The sequence below is a fragment of the Catenulispora subtropica genome (genome assembly GCF_039531675.1).
In the GTDB taxonomy this organism is placed as follows: domain Bacteria; phylum Actinomycetota; class Actinomycetes; order Streptomycetales; family Catenulisporaceae; genus Catenulispora; species Catenulispora subtropica.
Genome location: NZ_BAAAQM010000015.1, coordinates 1 through 16301 on the forward strand (window position 1 = coordinate 1; position 16301 = coordinate 16301).

General features: G+C 71.6%; 14 protein-coding genes. 7 read left to right on the forward strand and 7 right to left on the reverse strand.

Annotated features, from left to right (window positions below; translation table 11 throughout):
• Nucleotides 1-159: 159 nt before the first annotated feature.
• The 7 genes from ABD466_RS14880 to ABD466_RS14910 all read right to left on the reverse strand — a co-directional run bounded on the left by ABD466_RS14880 (nt 160) and on the right by ABD466_RS14910 (nt 6918).
• Entirely contained in the window at nt 160-1068 is a 909-nt protein-coding gene (locus ABD466_RS14880; RefSeq protein ID WP_344657621.1) for a dioxygenase family protein, read from the reverse strand.
• 134 nt (nt 1069-1202) lie between these two features.
• Complete coding sequence (locus ABD466_RS14885) at nt 1203-2129, reverse strand: helix-turn-helix transcriptional regulator (protein ID WP_344657622.1); 927 nt, start codon at nt 2127-2129, stop codon at nt 1203-1205.
• Nucleotide 2130: 1 nt separating this feature from the next.
• The gene (locus ABD466_RS14890; RefSeq protein ID WP_344657623.1) at nt 2131-3024 is read right to left on the reverse strand and encodes a trypsin-like serine peptidase; all 894 of its coding nucleotides are present in this window, start codon (nt 3022-3024) and stop codon (nt 2131-2133) included.
• A gap of 33 nt (nt 3025-3057) precedes the next feature.
• Complete coding sequence (locus tag ABD466_RS14895) at nt 3058-4041, reverse strand: hypothetical protein (RefSeq protein WP_344657624.1); 984 nt, start codon at nt 4039-4041, stop codon at nt 3058-3060.
• Nucleotides 4038-4997 (reverse strand): STM4015 family protein, encoded by a 960-nt coding sequence (locus ABD466_RS14900; protein ID WP_344657625.1) that lies wholly within the window; start codon nt 4995-4997, stop codon nt 4038-4040. Before ABD466_RS14900 ends, ABD466_RS14895 begins: the two co-directional genes overlap by 4 nt.
• A 131-nt stretch (nt 4998-5128) precedes the next feature.
• Nucleotides 5129-6622: an MFS transporter gene (locus tag ABD466_RS14905; RefSeq protein ID WP_344657626.1), complete on the reverse strand. Its 1494-nt coding sequence runs from the start codon at nt 6620-6622 to the stop codon at nt 5129-5131.
• Nucleotides 6619-6918 carry a hypothetical protein gene (locus ABD466_RS14910; protein ID WP_344657627.1) on the reverse strand — a complete coding sequence of 100 codons (300 nt, stop codon included), beginning with the start codon at nt 6916-6918 and terminating at the stop codon, nt 6619-6621. Before ABD466_RS14910 ends, ABD466_RS14905 begins: the two co-directional genes overlap by 4 nt.
• Before the next feature lie 178 nt (nt 6919-7096).
• On the opposite strand from ABD466_RS14910, the gene ABD466_RS14915 reads away from it, so the two are divergent.
• The 7 genes from ABD466_RS14915 to ABD466_RS14945 all read left to right on the forward strand — a co-directional run bounded on the left by ABD466_RS14915 (nt 7097) and on the right by ABD466_RS14945 (nt 16212).
• Complete coding sequence (locus ABD466_RS14915) at nt 7097-8101, forward strand: RNA polymerase subunit sigma-70 (RefSeq protein WP_344657628.1); 1005 nt, start codon at nt 7097-7099, stop codon at nt 8099-8101.
• Between the two features lie 48 nt (nt 8102-8149).
• The gene (locus tag ABD466_RS14920) at nt 8150-8968 is read left to right on the forward strand and encodes an HAD family hydrolase (protein WP_344657629.1); all 819 of its coding nucleotides are present in this window, start codon (nt 8150-8152) and stop codon (nt 8966-8968) included.
• Nucleotides 8969-9048: 80 nt separating this feature from the next.
• On the forward strand, nt 9049-9873 hold the full coding sequence (locus tag ABD466_RS14925; protein WP_344657630.1) for a class I SAM-dependent methyltransferase: 825 nt from the start codon (nt 9049-9051) through the stop codon (nt 9871-9873).
• 327 nt (nt 9874-10200) lie between these two features.
• Nucleotides 10201-11181: an ABC transporter permease gene (locus ABD466_RS14930; RefSeq protein WP_344657631.1), complete on the forward strand. Its 981-nt coding sequence runs from the start codon at nt 10201-10203 to the stop codon at nt 11179-11181.
• Entirely contained in the window at nt 11181-12125 is a 945-nt protein-coding gene (locus tag ABD466_RS14935) for an ABC transporter permease (protein WP_344657632.1), read from the forward strand. Before ABD466_RS14930 ends, ABD466_RS14935 begins: the two co-directional genes overlap by 1 nt.
• A complete protein-coding gene (locus tag ABD466_RS14940; RefSeq protein WP_344657633.1) occupies nt 12122-14353 on the forward strand; it encodes a dipeptide ABC transporter ATP-binding protein in 2232 nt (743 codons plus the stop codon). The genes ABD466_RS14935 and ABD466_RS14940 overlap by 4 nt, the downstream gene beginning before the upstream one ends.
• A 113-nt stretch (nt 14354-14466) precedes the next feature.
• Nucleotides 14467-16212, forward strand: a complete 1746-nt coding sequence (locus ABD466_RS14945) for an ABC transporter family substrate-binding protein (RefSeq protein WP_344657634.1) — start codon at nt 14467-14469, stop codon at nt 16210-16212.
• Nucleotides 16213-16301: the final 89 nt, after the last annotated feature.

A 16301-nucleotide genomic window follows, 5' to 3' on the forward strand; every position in this document is an offset into this window, starting at 1 on the left:
CCACCCACCAGCCCGGACCCCGCACCATCAACACCCTGGCCGAAGGTCGTAATAACGCCTTTCAACCCACAGACCAACCGCACCCCCCACCGACAAAGAACAAACACCAAGCCGCCGGCCTCTCCCCACAAAGAGGCCGGCGGCGGCGTGACCACGTCGCTACTGACGCTGCCAGAGCGCGGGTACGTTCGGCGGCTCCCACCCGACCATCGAGGTGTGGCCCTGCAGGCACGTATACGTCGCCCCGCCATAGGTGACGACGTCACCGGCGGCGTACGTGTGGTCCGGCTGCCACGTGCCACCGCCGGGCGGCGGCGAGGTCGGCGGCGGCGAGCTCGGCGGGGACGACGTCGGGGGCGGGCCGGGGTCCTGCTGGACGTTGAGGACGAAGTCGAACGCCCCCGCCACCCCCGAGCCGTGCTGCGTGACCGTCATCAGCAGCCGCGGGTCGTAGATGGTGTCGGTGGAGTTCTGCGGGACGCCCGGGAAGTACAGCTGGGTCGTCAGGATCGGTTGGTTCGGTGCCTGCACCTTGACGTGGATGTGCTTGGTCCGGCCCGGATAGAGGCCGGGCACGATTGTCGTCAGGCTGAAGCGGCCCTGGCTGTCGGTGTACTGGTGCCCGCGGAAGTTGTACCCCGACATGTCGTAGTTGCCGCCGTTGTCGGCCTGCCAGAAGTCCAGCAGGGCGTTGGCGATCGGCTGGCACGCCAGGCCGTAGACGACGCCGCTGACGGTGAGCGGGGTGCCGCCGCCCGGGCCGGTCAGCACCGTGGTCTGCGGGGAGCCCGGCTCGAAGTACGGACCCTCGGTCTGGTCGATGGTCGGGGCGTCGCCGTCGTGGCAGGCGGGGGTCACCGCGAGCGGGGCGCCGGCGGGGCCGGGGACGGTGGTGAACTTCGCGGACCGGTCGTCGGCCATGGCGACGGCGGCGGCCGCGGTGCCGATCAGCGGCACCGCGAATCCGGTGGCGACAGCGGCTCTGAGCAGGGACTTGCGGGTGATCCCGGGCGGGGTCGGATCGGCGGACGGCGGGCTCTGCGCGGCCGGGTCCTCGTGCGTGGACATGCGTCTCCTTCGGTGGCTGACGGGGACGGCAGGGATCTGACATCGTGTGGATGCCTGTGACGGACGTGTGCCGGGAGGTCCGGGTCCTGCGGCCTGACAGCACCGTAGGACGGGCGCCGCGGCGCGGAAATGGACTAGACCAGGGGATCGTGGTGCATTCCTGTGGCGCGTCTGCGGAACTCACCCGGCGTCAGCCCGGTCTCCCGCCGGAAGAAGCGGCAGAAGTACGAGGGATCGTGGAAACCGGTCTGCTCCGAGACCTGCCGCACAGTCAGGTCGGTTCCGGCCAGCAGCCGCTTCGCCTCCAGGATCCGGTGCCGCCGCGTCAGCTTCCCGGGCGTCAGACCGGTCTGCTCCCGGACCAGTTCGTGCAGGTGTCCCGGCGACACGCCGATCTCCCGTGCGTAGGAGGTCAGCGTCCTGCCGCCCTGCCGGGGCGCCGTGATCAGCCGCAGGTACCGGTCGACCAACCCGCTCACCTTGGTCGCCGGTCCGTCCGCGGTGGGAGCCGCCGGCCCCAGCGCGTCGGCGATCCGGGCCGCGCGGACGATCAGGATGTGGAGATACGCGCGCAGCACGCTCTCGTAGCCGGGATCGGCGCGACACAGTTCACGCTGCATCTGCGCGGCCAGCTCCGTCAGCCCCTCCATCTGGTCCGGATCCGGCCGCAGCCACGCCAACGCTCCGAGGACGTGCAGCACCGCGGCATCCTCGGGATGGCGCCGCAGGAAGTCCTCGTTGAACAGCAGTACCGACCCCTCGACGCCCCGGGCCCGCTGCCAGTGGTGGATCTGCCCGGGCACGATGACGCCCAGGTGCGGCGGGGTGATCGGCCACGGGTGCAGATCGACCACATGGTGGCCGGACCCGCCGGTGACCAGCACGATCTCGTAGAAGGTGTGCCGGTGCGGGAAGTCCGCCAACGCCAGCGGCCCGATGGTCTGGAACGAGCCGATCGCGAACGGCAGGACGCTGACTTCGGGCACTTCCAGGTCGTGCAGGTCCAGCCGGCCGCGCCCGGACCGCGGCCGGCGGGGACCGGTGGGCGCCGGGGCGTCCATCTCAGGACCCTGCCGCCGCCTTGAACACCGCGGCGACGCGGTCGTCGAAGTAGATGCTGTAGGAGGTGTCCGCGGTGGCGCCGCCCTGCTGATAGCCGCCCAGGACGCCGACCAGCCGGTCGCCGGAGGCCAGGAACGGGCTGCCGCTGGCGCCCTCGGGCAGTCCGGAACAGTCCAGCCGCAGCTGGGTGGCGCTGAACTTGCTGGTGGAGGTGGCGCAGCCGAGCGGCCGTGAGGCGGTCAGCGGGTACGAGACGACGCTGACGGCGTTGGTGTAGCCGGGCGCGGCCGTGAAGGTCGACGCACCGGTGATGTTCTCCAAGGTCTGCGACCCGCCGCCCGCTTTGCGGACCTTCAGGAACGCTATGTCGGCGTTCTCGTCCTCGGAGTCGACCCAGCGGGAGTCCAGGTACGCCGTGGTCGCGACCCACACGCCGTATGGGGCGATGTCATTGTGATAGCCCGGCACGAACAGGATGTGGTCCAGCCAGCCGCCGAAGATCTTGTTGCGCACGCAGTGTCCCGCGGTGGCGATCAGGTCGCCCGACGGGCTGTGGACGACGCTGGCCGTGCAGTAGTGCGCCGAGGCGACGCCGCCGACGCCCAGGAACAGCGCCCCGGTCTTCGGGACGCCGTCGAACGGCTGCGCCTTCAGCTTGCCGTTCACGACCGACCCGGACGGGATCGGCGCGGTGCCGGCCTCGCCCGGGTGGAACACGGTGTGCGGGTCGTCGTTCGCTCCGGACAGGCTGTGGGTGACCACCGAGGACGCGGCCGGCGTCATGGGGTCCGTGCCGCCGCTGCCGGCGTCATTGCCCCGCGACCCGGCACGGCACCCCGCTGCCAGCAGGGCGAGGGCCACAAGCGGGATCAGGCCCAGGCGGCGATACCTCATAGCTGAAAGTATGCCCTCTGATAACGAGCTGAGTCAGGACGCAGCCGACAAAGCGCGCAGGACCGCTGCGCGCACCGGGACACCGTCACCGACCGTGTTCTTCATGCCGAGCGCGCCCGGCAGGTCCGCCCCGAACGGATCGACGTCGAACACGTACTCGGCGGCGGCGTTGTCCAGGCACAGGTCGACGCCGAGCGAGCGGACACCCGGGAACAGCGTGGCCGTCCGCTCGGCCAGCAGCACCAGCTTCTCCCAGCGCGCCGCGCCGAACCGGGTCAGGAAGGCGTCGAGCTCGCGGCGCCGCCCGCCGTACCAGGGCCGATGGACAGTCCGCCCGCACACCACGCCGGCGGCGTGCGTGACCTCGCCGTCGATCAGCGCGAAGCGGATGTCGTGGTAGTCGTTGTGGAGATGCGCGCGGTGCAGGTTGGCGACGGCGTAGATCCCGTCCGCGGCCAGCAGTTCGGTGATCCGCTTCAGCTCCCTGACGCCGTGGACCGCCTCGGCCGGGGACCGGCGCACGTGGAAACCGTCGCGAGCCCGGTGCAGGAAGAGCGTTTTCTGCCAGCCGTCGACGATCCAGTCGTCAGTGGCCGCGAAGCGCGGTCGCAGGATGTTGCGTCCCGCCTCGTCCAGGTCGGAGCCCTCCAGCACCGGAACGCCGTTCGCCCGCAGGAAGACGTCCCGCTCGGCGCGGTCCACGGTCAGCAGGGTCGGCGCCACGGCGGCGGCCAGGGTGGCACCGCCGTCGTCCACGGCGGCGCCCAGCTGCGCCAGCGCCGTGGCGAACTCCCGGTACCGGGCCCGCTGCCCGGCCACCGGATTCGGCATGTCCCAGCCCGACATCCGCTCGAAGAGCACCGTCTCCCCGGACTGGAAGGACGCCTTCTCGGCGACCACCTCGTCCCAGGTCACGAAGCGCGGCGCCGCGACGTCCGCGATGATCGCCGCGTCGGCCCATCCGTCCCGCGCCGGATCCGTCGCGGCCGCGACGACCGTCCAGTTCAGGGTGCTCATTCGCTCACCGCGATGTAGCGTTCGCCGGCGGTGCCGGGCGCGTTCTGCTCGTCGACGTCGACCTCGGTGTCGGGCAACGCCTCCCACAGCCGGGAGATCATCTCGTCGCTGAGGAAGTGGTGACGCAGGATCAGGGTTCGCAGATGGGTCAGCGGCTGGCCGGCGAGGAGCGCGGCGGCACCCTCGTCGCCGAGCATCCCCAGCGAGAGGTCCAGTGACTCCAGCTGCGCGACGACCGGCGCGTGGGCCACGGCGGCCGCGAGGTTGTCGGTGTCCTCGGCGTTGCGCAGCCCCAGGTGCCGCAGGTTCGGGAACGTCGCCCCGGACAGGATGGGCGCCAGGTCGTCGGCCGTGGCGCCGCCCCCGTACCGCGACGTGCCGAGGTACAGGTCCAAGCCGGTGAGAGCCGGCAGGCTCGACTCCCCCAGCACCCGCACGATCTCCGGCGGCAGGCCACCGGTCTGCACGGTCAGCTCCCGCAGCCGCTCGTGGACGAGAGGCTTCATGGACAGGTCGCCGGTCCCGCGAACCCCGAACTCGACCAGGCCGGGGAAGGCCGCCAGCAACGGCCCCGGGTCGGCCTGCTCGATCCACGAGACCTCGGACATCTCACTCGGGATGTCCGCGACGAACAACGCCTCCAGGTTCGGGAACCGGCCGGCGGCGGCGATCACCTTCTCGTGCCACTCCGGCCACCCGATCCCGGCCTCGTCGGGATACCACGCGGCGAGCGTCAGAGCCTTGATGCGGGTGGTGTCGACGGAGGCCAGGAACAGCTCCCAGACCTCGTCGCCGTTCGGCCCCTCGAAGTCCGAGACCCCGACGCGCCAGGCCCAGGCCTCGACGTCGGCGGGCAGGCCCCCGCCCTCCAGGTCCGCCGCGTCGGCGAAGTCGAAGACGAATACGGGCAGCCCGTGGAAGGTGGCCAGGGCATCATGCCGGAAATCCTGAATCACGCGGGAACGCTATCGGTCCGACCCGACAGCGTGGGGGGAAGTCGGCGGATTGCGGCGGTGCGGACGAGAGCGTGCGGCGCCGTCGGGACAGCCCGTCGGCGCCGCACACCGGGCGATCGCGTGATGCGGCGTCACGCGGGGTCGTAGGAGGGCTCCAGGTTCTCGTGCGGTTCCGGTGTGGAGGCGGGTTCGCCGCGGGTGTTGGAGGCACGCAGCGCGATGGCTCCGGCGGCCACGAGACACAGGGCACTGACGAGCAGGGCCCGCTGGAACCCCGCGGTGAGCGCCTCCGGGAGCGGCATGTGAACCGCCAGCAGATGGCTGGTGCGGCTGGTCGCGACCCCGCTGAACACCGCCAGCCCGAGCGCGGATCCGAGCTGGAACGACGTGGTGATCAAGGCAGCGGCCAATCCGGCCTGGTCCTCCGGCACGCCCGCGTTCGCGGCCGTCTGCACACCGGCGTACAGCAGCCCCAGCCCTACCCCCATGACGACCAGCGGCGTGAGCAGGTTGCCGAGATAGGTGCCGTCCACCGGGATGCGGGACAGCCACAGGATGCCGCCGGCCGCGAGCAGCGCACCGGAGACGATGACCGGACGGGTGCCGGTCCGGACGAACATCTTCGTCGCCAGCGTCGAGCCGAACCCGATGCCGACGCTCACCGGCACATACGAGAGCCCGGACCGCAGCTGCGAGTAGCCCAGGACGTTCTGCATGTACAGAGTGACGAAGAAGAACATCGAATAGAACCCGGCCCAGGCGATCACCTGGGTGGCGTCGGCCGCGGCCAGGCCCTTGATCCGGAAGACCGACAACGGGACCAGCGGATCCGCGCGCCGCTGCTCGTTGACGGCGAACGCGGCCATCAGCGCCGCCGAGGCGGCCAGCCCGCCGAGGGTGCGGCCCGCGCCCCAGCCCTCGTCCGGCGCCCTCACCAGCGTGAGGATCAGCAGCAGCATCCCGGCGGTGACCAGCAGCGCGCCGACCGCGTCGAACCCGCCCGGCACGGGCCGGCCGCGGTCGGCCGTCAGGATCCGGAACGCCCCGACCAGCACCAGGGCGCACAGCGGGAGGTTCACGAAGAACACCCACCGCCAGCCGAAGTCCTGGGTGAGCACGCCTCCGAAGAGCAGCCCGGCCGCCGAGGCCAGCCCGCTGATCCCGGCCCATGCGCCCAGCGCCTTGTGCCGGTCGGCGCCCTGGAAGGTGGTGGTGAGGATGGACAGCGCGGCCGGGGACATCATCGCCGCCCCGAAGCCCTGGGCGAGCCGGGCGCCGACCAGCAGCCCCTGGGCGTCGGCCACCCCGCAGGCCAGTGAGGAGGCCGCGAACAGCGCGGTTCCGGCGATCAGCAGGCGCCGTCGCCCCAGCAGGTCTGCGGCCCGGCCGCCCAGCAGCAGAAACCCGCCGTAGGTGATCAGGTATCCGCTGACCACCCATTGCAGGTTCTGCACCGAGAACCCGAGCCGGGTGCGGATCGTCGGCAGCGCGACGTTCACGATCGCGCCGTCCATGACGTCGAGGAACGTCACCGCGCACAGCAGCGCCAGGGTGACCTTGCCGCGTCCGGTCGCCAGGAACGACCCCTGCGGCGGCGCCGTCGATGCGTTCAAGGCGTCGCTCACGAGCCGGCGACCTCCATCACCGGGCCGACCTCGACGCCGCCGCCGACCCGCAGGACCGGACAGTCCTCGGCCAGCGCCAGCGCGGAGTCCAGGTCCTCGGCGGACACCACCGAGTAGGCGATCATCCGGGAGCCGGCGCCGCCGACCTCGCCGAGCGAGGCGTACTCGGTCACCGCGTGACCGACGTCCACCAGGGCCGGGCCCAGCGCGCCGAACCAGGCCTTCCACTCGGCCGCGGTCCCGGCGTGGGGCGCGTAGTCGGACGGCACACGGAAGGAGAAGACGTACTTGGTCATGATCTGTGGTTCCGTTCTGTCGTTCGGGGCGCCCCGGGCCGGGGCGGCCTCCAACCGGGTAGACGACGGCCAGGCCGCGAATCGGGCGTGCGGGCACCGCCCAATTCGCGGGGCCGGCGGCGTCGGTACTTGCAGACGAGCCGAAAGCGCCCGGCGGAAAGAAGAGAAGCGAGGATGCATGAAGACACCGGACCTGATCGCCAGGGCCAGCGCCGGCGACCACCAGGCGTTCCGCGAACTGGTCGAAGGGCACTCCCACGAACTGCAGGTGCACTGCTACCGCATCCTCGGATCGCTGCAGGACGCCGAGGACGCGCTCCAGGAGACCCTCGTGTCCGCCTGGCGTAGCCTGGGCGACTTCGGCCAACGCTCCTCGCTGCGGACGTGGCTGTATCAGATCGCGACCAACCGGTGCCTGAGCATGCTGCGCGCGGACAGCAGACGGCCGCGCACCACGGCCCCGCTCCCCGACGTGCGCCTGCCCGAGCCGACCGGCGTCGGCGACGCGCCGCCGTGGCTGGAACCGTATCCGGACGTGCTGATGGACGGCCTCGTCGATCCGGCGCCCGGTCCGGAGGCCCGCTACGAGACGGCCGAGGCGATCTCGCTCGCGTTCATCACCGCCCTGCAACTGCTGCCGCCGCGGCAGCGCGCCGTCCTCGTCCTGCGCGACGTGCTCGGCTACCGCGCCGGCGAGGTGGCCGAGATGCTCGACGCCACCCGGGAATCGGTGCAGAGCGCCCTCAAACGAGCGCGGGCCACGGTCGACGGCCACCTGGCGGACTCAGGGGGCGGCAGGCCCGCACGGCGACCGGACACCGCGGCCGACCACCGGCTCGTGGCCCGGCTGGCCGACGCCCTCGAACGCGCCGATCTCCAGGCTCTGGTGGAGTTGCTCGCCGAGGACGTCCGGCTCTCCATGCCGCCGGCGATGCTGGAGTTCCGGGGTATCGAGGTGGCCCGGGAGTTCTTCGCCGCCGTCACCCTCCGGTCGGGGCGGTCCTACCGGGTGGTGCCGACGCGCGCCAACGGCCAGCCGGCGTTCGGCATGTATCTGGCCGACGCCGGCGCCTTCCGGGCCTACGGACTGCTCGTCGTCACCACCGCCGACGACCGCGTCACCGCGATCACCGGCTTCGGCGCGGGCGTGATGCCGCGGTTCGGGCTGCCCCGGACGCTGTGACGCGGGCGGGGTGCGGCGACGGGCGCCCGGCGTGTCACCCTTGATCGTGTGAACCCACCCAAAGTCATCGCCACCGACCTGGACCGCACCCTGCTGCGCACCGACGGCACCACGTCCGACCGCACCCGCGCGGCCCTGGACCTGGCCATGGACCACGGGGCGCAGGTGATAGCCGTGACGGCGCGGCCGATCCGGTGGCTGGACCGGCTCAAGCCGTGCTTCGGGCGGCTGCCGCACGTCATCGCCTCCAACGGCGCGGCCTGCTACGACCTGGCGGCCGCGCGCGCCTACGACTTCCGGGCGTTCGACGTCGGCACGCTGCCGAAGCTGCTCGCCGACATGCGCGCGGCGCTGCCCACCGCCCGCTTCGCCCTGGAGACCCCGACCGGCATGTTCCGCGAGCCGGACTACGTCCTGTCGCCGTTCGACCTGGACGAGGACGATCCGGGGCGGCGCGTGGTCGGCTACGACGAGCTGACCGGGGCGCTGGAGGGCGCGCCGCTGCTGAAGATCGTGGTGGCGGACCGGGAGCGGCTCAGCGCCGAGATGTTCGCCGAGGCCCTGCCGGCGGTCGGGGTGCTGGGGCACCTCACGTACTCCACCAACCGCGGCCTGCTGGAGCTCGGTCCGCCGGAGGTGACCAAGGCCTCGACGCTGGCCCTGTGGTGCGCGGCGCGCGGGATCGAGGCGGCGGACGTGGTGGCGTTCGGTGACATGCCGAACGACGTGCCGATGCTGGCCTGGGCCGCGCGGTCGTGGGCGGTGGCGAACGCGGCCGAGGACGTGAAGGCGGCGGCGACCGGGGTCACGGGGAGCAACGACGAGGACGGCGTGGCGATGGTCGTGGAAGAGCTCTTCTACGGCTGAGGCACGTGCGCGTCCGGCAAGCGTCTCATATGGCGAAACCAATCTTCTCGAATAGCGGTCACCCGACTAGAGTCTCCGGCATGACCAAGCCGGAGACTCCCCAGAACACGTACACCCACGGCCATCACGAGTCGGTCCTCCGCTCGCACCGGTGGCGCACGGCGGAGAACTCGGCGGCCTACCTCCTGCCGCTCCTGGCGCCGGGTCAGAGCGTGCTGGACGTCGGCTGCGGCCCCGGCACGATCACCGCCGACCTGGCCGACCGCGTCGCCCCCGGCACGGTGACCGCGGTCGAGATCACCGCCGACGCGCTGCGACTGGCGCAGGACGAGATCGCGGACCGCGGCACCGGCAACGTCCGCTTCGCGGTGGCCGACGTCCACGCCCTGGACTTCCCCGACGACACCTTCGACGTCGTCCACGCCCACCAGGTGCTGCAGCATGTCGCCGATCCGGTCCGGGCGCTGAAGGAGATGCGCAGGGTCTGCAGGCCCGGCGGCGTCGTCGCGGCCCGCGACAGCGACTACGGCGCCTTCCGCTGGTTCCCCGAGTCGCCGGCTCTGGACGCGTGGCTGGCGGCGTATCAGAGCCTGGCGACGTCCAACGGCGGCCACCCGGACGCGGGGCGCCGCCTGCGCGGCTGGGCCCTGTCCGCCGGGTTCCCCGCCGAGAACGTCACCGCCACCGCCTCCTCCTGGGTCTTCGCCGACGCGGGCGACCGTGCCTGGTGGGCCGAGCTGTGGGCGGACCGCACCACCAAGTCCTCGACCGCTTCGCAGTACGTCGCGAAGGGCATCGCCACCGAGCCGGAACTCCAGGCGATGGCCGACGCCTGGCGCGCTTGGTCGCGGAGCCATGACGGAATCTTTACCGTCGGGCACGGCGAGGTGATATGCGTGGCCTGATATCGCGCGGCGCGGTGCGCGCGACGCCGATTACGCCGGAGGACGGCGTTATTCGCGGCCCGAACCATTCTGTGTCCTGATATCTCGCGGAACCGCCCGATCCTCTCGCATCCTGAGAGGGCCGGGCGGTTCGTCTTGTGCGCTGTGTACACATTCCCGTCAAGGGTCCGGCCCTTCGGGAATCCAAGCATGCCGTGCTTTAGGCAGGGCTCTTGCATATAAGCCGGGATTCCCGGGTACCGAACGGTCCGAGAACCGCTCAGTGCCTTGCGATGTTGTCCTCCGACACGCCACAAGCGTGCCCCTACCCCGGGAGCTCACGACGCCATGGGCCCATTCCTGCTGCGCAGGATCGTCAACTACCTGGTTCTGATCACCATCGCCACGTGCCTGGGCTACCTCCTGGCGGCGGCGAGCCTGAACCCGCGCGAGCACTTCGCCCAGCGCCAGCCGCCGCCGCCGGCCGCGGTGGTGGACCGGACGCTGGACGCGCTGAACCTCAACGACAAGACGCCGCTGCCGGAGCGGTTCGGGCACTGGGCCGGCGGCGTGCTGACCGGGGACCTGGGCCGCACCATCGACGACTCCCCGGTGTCGGCGGAGATGGGGCGGCGGGTCGGCGTGACCGTGCGGCTGGTGGTCATCGGCACGGCGACCGGCGCCCTGGCCGGCGTCGCGCTCGGCTTCGTCTCGGCGATCCGGCAGTACCGGCCCTCGGACCACGCCGTCACGTTCCTGTCGTTCCTGGTGCTGTCCACGCCGGTGTTCCTGCTGGCCGTGCTGCTGAAGATCGGCGCGGTCAAGGTCAACCAGGCCGCCGGCACCACGCTGTTCCCGTACACCAACGAGACCACGCCGGGCCTGAGCGGCGGCTGGCTCCACCATCTCACCGACCGCGCGCAGCACCTGGTGGTGCCGACGCTGTCGCTGATGCTGGGCCAGGCCGCCCTGTTCAGCCGGTATCAGCGCTCGGCGATGCTCGACGTGCTCGGCGCCGACTACATCCGCACCGCGCGCGCCACCGGCATGCGGCGCGGACCGGCGCTGGTGAAACACGGGCTCCGCACGGCCCTGATCCCCATGGCGACGCTGTTCGCGTACCAGATGGGGCTGTTGCTGACCGGTGTGACCTTCACCGAGAAGATCTTCGGCTGGCACGGGATGGGCGAGTGGTTCGTGGACTCGATCAACCGCGCGGACGTGAACGCGGTGGCGGCGATGGTGCTGTTCACGGCGGTGCTGGTGCTGATCGCCGGGCTGGCCTCGGATCTGGCGCACGCGCTGCTCGACCCGCGGGTGCGTGTCTGATGGCGGCGCCGGAGACGGACTTCGTGGTCGCGGAGGAGGACACCGCGATACCCCCGGCGGAGCCGGTCGCGCTGAGCCGGGGCCGGATCGTGCTGCGCCGGTTCCGGCGGCGCAGACTGGCCGTGGCCGGGCTGGTGATCCTGCTGTTCATGTTCGCGCTGGCCTTCATCGGGCCGCACCTGAACTCGTGGGGCTACAAGGACAAGGACTACGAGAACTTCCTGACCGGGCCGTCGGCCACGCACTGGTTCGGCACCACGCAGATCGGGTCGGACGTGTACGCGCAGACGCTGCGCGGCCTGCAGAAGTCGCTGGTCATCGGGCTGCTGGCGGCGGTGTTGTCGACCGGCGTGGCCGGGGTGGTGGGGGCGACGGCCGGGTACTTCGGCGGCTGGGCGGACCGGGTCCTGATGTGGTGCGTGGACCTGCTGCTGGTGCTGCCGTCGTTCCTGATCCTGGCGATCACCTCGCCGCTGTTCCACGGCCGGACCTGGCTGCTGTTCGTGATCCTGCTGGCGGCGTTCAACTGGATGGTGACGGCGCGGATGGTGCGGGGGCTGGCGCGGTCGCTGCGGGAGCGGGAGTTCGTGACGGCGGCCGAGGTCATGGGGGTGCACCCGCTGCGGATCATCACCCGGCACCTGCTGCCGAACATGGCCTCGCTGCTGATCATCGACGCGACGCTGAACGTCGGCGGCACCATCATCGCCGAGACGTCGCTGAGCTACTTCGGGTTCGGGGTGCAGCCGCCGGACGTGTCGCTGGGCACGATCATCGCCGACGGGACGGACTCGGCGATGTCGTTCCCGTGGCTGTTCTACCCGGCCGGCCTGATGCTGATCCTGACGGTGATGGCGGTGGCCTTCATCGGCGACGGGCTGCGCGACGCGATGGACGACGCGGCCGGGACCGCGTCCGGCTCGGGAGCGGGGGCGGGTTCGTGAGCGACGTGGTGCTGGAGGTCGCTGATCTGCGGGTGTCGTTCCCGGCGGAGAAGGGCACGCGGCTGGAGGCCGTCCGGGGCCTGAGTTACCAGGTGCGGCGCGGCGAGACCCTCGCCGTCGTCGGCGAGTCCGGGTCGGGCAAGTCGGTGTCGTCGCTGGCGGTGATCGGACTGCTGCCGAGCGACGCCCGGGTGTCCGGTTCGGTGCGGTTCGGCGGCCGGGAGCTGCTGGGCCTGGACGACAAGCGGATGTCCCGGATCCGCGGCGCGGGGATCGCGATGGTGTTCCAGGATCCGCTGTCCGCGCTGACGCCGGTGTACCGGGTCGGCGAGGCGATCGCGGCGGCGATCCGGGTGCACAGGGATGTGTCGCAGGAGGCTGCTTCGCGGCGCGCGGTGGAGCTGCTGGAGCTGGTGGGCATCCCGGATCCGGCGCGGCGGGCGCAGGCGTTCCCGCACGAGTTCTCCGGCGGCATGCGGCAGCGGGTGATGATCGCGATGGCGATCGCCAACGACCCGGACGTGATCATCGCCGACGAGCCGACCACCGCCCTGGACGTGACGGTGCAGGCGCAGATCCTGGAGGTGCTGGCCACCGCGAAGCAGGCCACCGGCGCGGCGATCGTGCTGATCACCCACGACCTCGGGGTGGTGGCGGGCTTCGCCGACCGCGCGACGGTGATGTACGCGGGGCGGCCGGTGGAGACGGCGGGGGTCGAGGAGCTGTTCGCGGCGCCGCGGATGCCGTACACGGCCGGGCTGCTGGGCTCGCTGCCGCGGCTGGACGCCGGGCGCGGGGTGCGGCTGCGGTCGATCCCGGGCGCGCCGCCCTCGCTCTCGGAGCTCGGAACGGGGTGCCCGTTCGCGCCGCGCTGCGAGTTCGTCCTCGACCGGTGCCGGGAGACGGAGCCGGAGCTGCTGGAGATCGGGCTCGGGCGGGCGGCGGCGTGTCATCGGACGCTCGAAGGGCTCGACCTGATGGCCGGGGCGCCCGGCGGAGACGACGTGGTCGTTCCGGCGGCGCCGGAAGCCGCGGTCGGCACCGGCGGTGAAGAGCCCGTCGATACCCGGGCCGGCGCCACGCCGGGCTCCACGGCCGACGCCGACGCCGACGCCGAGGCGGACGCCGAGAGGGCCGACGCCGAGGCCGACGAGGACTCCGCCGCCGAGCCGGTCCTCGTCGTCCGAGACCTCGTGAAGCACCACGCGCTGACCAAGGGCTCGGTCTTCCGGCGCCGCATCGGCACGGTGCGCGCCGTGGACGGCGTCAGCCTGGACATCGCGCCGGGCACGACGCTGGCGCTGGTCGGCGAGTCCGGCTGCGGCAAGACGACCACCGTGATGGAGGTGCTGCGGCTGCGCGCGCCGCAGGCCGGGAGCATCAGGGTCCTGGGACGGGACCTGGCGGAGCTGAACCGGGGCCGGGGCGTGCGGCGGCGGTCGGCACCGCTGCGGGCCGGGATCGCCGCGGTGTTCCAGGACCCGCTGGCGTCGCTGGACCCGCGGCTGCCGGTGGGCGACGTGCTGGCCGAGCCGCTGCGGACGCACGGACGGGGCCGGACCGGGCCGCGGGTGCGGGAGCTGCTGGAGATGGTCGGGCTGGAGCCGGGGCACGCGAACCGGTTCCCGCGGGAGTTCTCCGGCGGGCAGCGGCAGCGGGTGGCGATCGCGCGGGCGCTGGCGCTGGAGCCGGCGCTGGTGGTGCTGGACGAGCCGGTGTCGGCGCTGGACGTGTCGGTGCGCGCCGGGATCCTGAACCTGCTGGCCGAGCTGCAGCGGGAGCTGGGGCTGGCGTACCTGTTCGTGTCCCACGACCTGGCGGTGGTGCGGCACGTGGCCGACCGGGTCGCGGTGCTGAACCTGGGACGGGTCGTGGAGTACGGGGACGCCGACCCGGTGTTCGAGGACCCGCGGCATCCGTACACCCGGGCCCTGCTGTCGGCGGTGCCGGTTCCGGACCCGGCGGTGGAGCGGCGGCGGGAGCGGATCGTGCTGCCCGGCGACCCGCCGAGCCCGGTGGTGCTGGACGGCGACGCGGACGCGCTGCGCGGGTGCCGGTTCCGCGGCCGGTGTCCGCTGTACGCGGCGCTGAAGACGGACGGGGACCGGCTGCTGTGCGAGGTCCAGGACCCGGTGCTGGTGCCGGTCGGCGGTGCCGGGCGGACGGCGGCCTGCCACCACCTGGGCGTCGGGGCGCCGGAGCCGGTGCCGCACCGCGCGCTCGCGTGATCGCGTGATCTCCGGCCCGGGGCGGCACCCGCCGTGTCCGTGATCAAGTCCTGATCAAGATCCGACCCACCTCCCACCCATCACCCTCACCCTCACCGAAGGAGATCAGCACTGTGACGCACAGTTCCCGATCCCGGTTCGCGGCGCTGGCCGCGGTGACCGCGCTGGCGCTGGGCCTGAGCGCCTGCGGCTCGTCGTCCAAGGGCGGCCCCAGCGGCGCCGGCTCCACCGGAGCCTCCTCGAAGAACATCAACACGCAGGTCGGCAACGACATCAATCCGCAGCCACGGGACAAGATCGCCGACGGCGGCACGCTGAAGTGGCCGGAGGCGTCGATCCCGGAACAGATGAACTTCAATGAGGTGGACGGCACCGACGGCGCCGTCTCCGACATCATCGGGGCGGTGCTGGAGCAGCCGTTCTACGCCGACGGGCAGGGCGTGCCGCACAACAACAAGAACCTGGTCGCCTCATACCAGGTGACGTCCTCACCCCAGCAGGTCGTCACCCTGGAGCTGAACCCGCAGGCGGTGTGGTCGGACGGCACGCCGGTCGGCGAGGCCGACTTCGAGGCGCAGTGGAAGGCGCTGAACGGGACCGACACGGCGTTCCAGGTGGCGGGCACCGCGGGGTACGACCAGATCGCGGACATCAAGGCGGGCAAGGACGCCAAGGAGGTGGTGATCACCTTCAAGGCCGCGTACAGCGAGTGGCAGGGGCTGTTCTCGCCGCTGTACCCGGCGGCGACCAACAGCGACCCGAAGAAGTTCGAGAGCGACTTCAAGAACGCGATCCCGACCAGTGACGGCCCGTTCCGGCTGGACTCCATCGACCAGACCGCCAAGACCCTGACGCTGGTGCGGAACGAGAAGTGGTGGGGCGACAAGGCCAAGCTCGACAAGATCATCTTCCGGGCGATCGACCTCGACGCGCAGACCGACTCCCTGGCCAACAAGGAGATCGACCTGCAGTACGGCATCGGCTCGCACGTGTCGTACTACGCGCGGGTGAAGAACCTGCCGGACGTCACCGTGCACAAGGCCGCCGGCCCGGTGTGGGCGAACATCACGTTCAACGCCGCCGGCGACGGGCCGCTGTCCGACCTCGCCGTCCGCAACGCCCTGACCATCGGCATCAACCGCAAGCAGATCGACACCGCGCTGGTCGGCCCGCTGGGTGTGAGCACCGACCCGCTGAACAACCACGTCCTGCTGACCAACCAGAAGGGCTACCAGGACAACTCCGGGGACCTCGGCAAGTCCGACCCGGCGCGCGCCAAGACGCTGCTCGACCAGGCCGGCTGGGTCAGCACCGACGGCGGCAAGACCCGGACGAAGGGCGGCAAGACCCTGAGCCTGCGGTTCACCATCTCCTCCTCCAACGACGCCTCCAAGCAGCTGGCCGAGATCGTGCAGAGCCAGCTCGCGGACATCGGCGTGAAGATCGACATCGTCCCGGTCCCCGGCGGCGACTTCTACACCAAGTACGTCGACACCGGCGACTTCGACATCGCCCCCGTCACCCTCGGCGGCAACGCCTACCCGATCAGCACCGCCGAACCGGTCTTCGCCAACCCCACCACCGGCGCCGACGGCAAGCTGAACATCCAGCAGAACTACGGCCGCGTCGGCAGCAAGGACATCGACGCCCTGTTCACCCAGGCGCTCAGCTCCCTGGACCGCGACCAGGCGATCAAGTTCGCCAACGAGGCCGACGCCGCGATCTGGAAGCTGGACACGATCGTGCCGCTGTACCAGCGGCCGCAGATCGTGGCGACGAACTCGAAGCTGGCGAACTACGGGGCGCCGGGGGTGCAGGACACGGTGTACGAGAACCTCGGGTTCGTGACCGGGAGCTAGGAACGGGAGCTCACGCCGAGGGCCGCCGGAGGGGACCGGCGGCCCTCGGCCGTGTCAGGCGTCAGGCGAAGACAAGCGGCTCCCCAAAT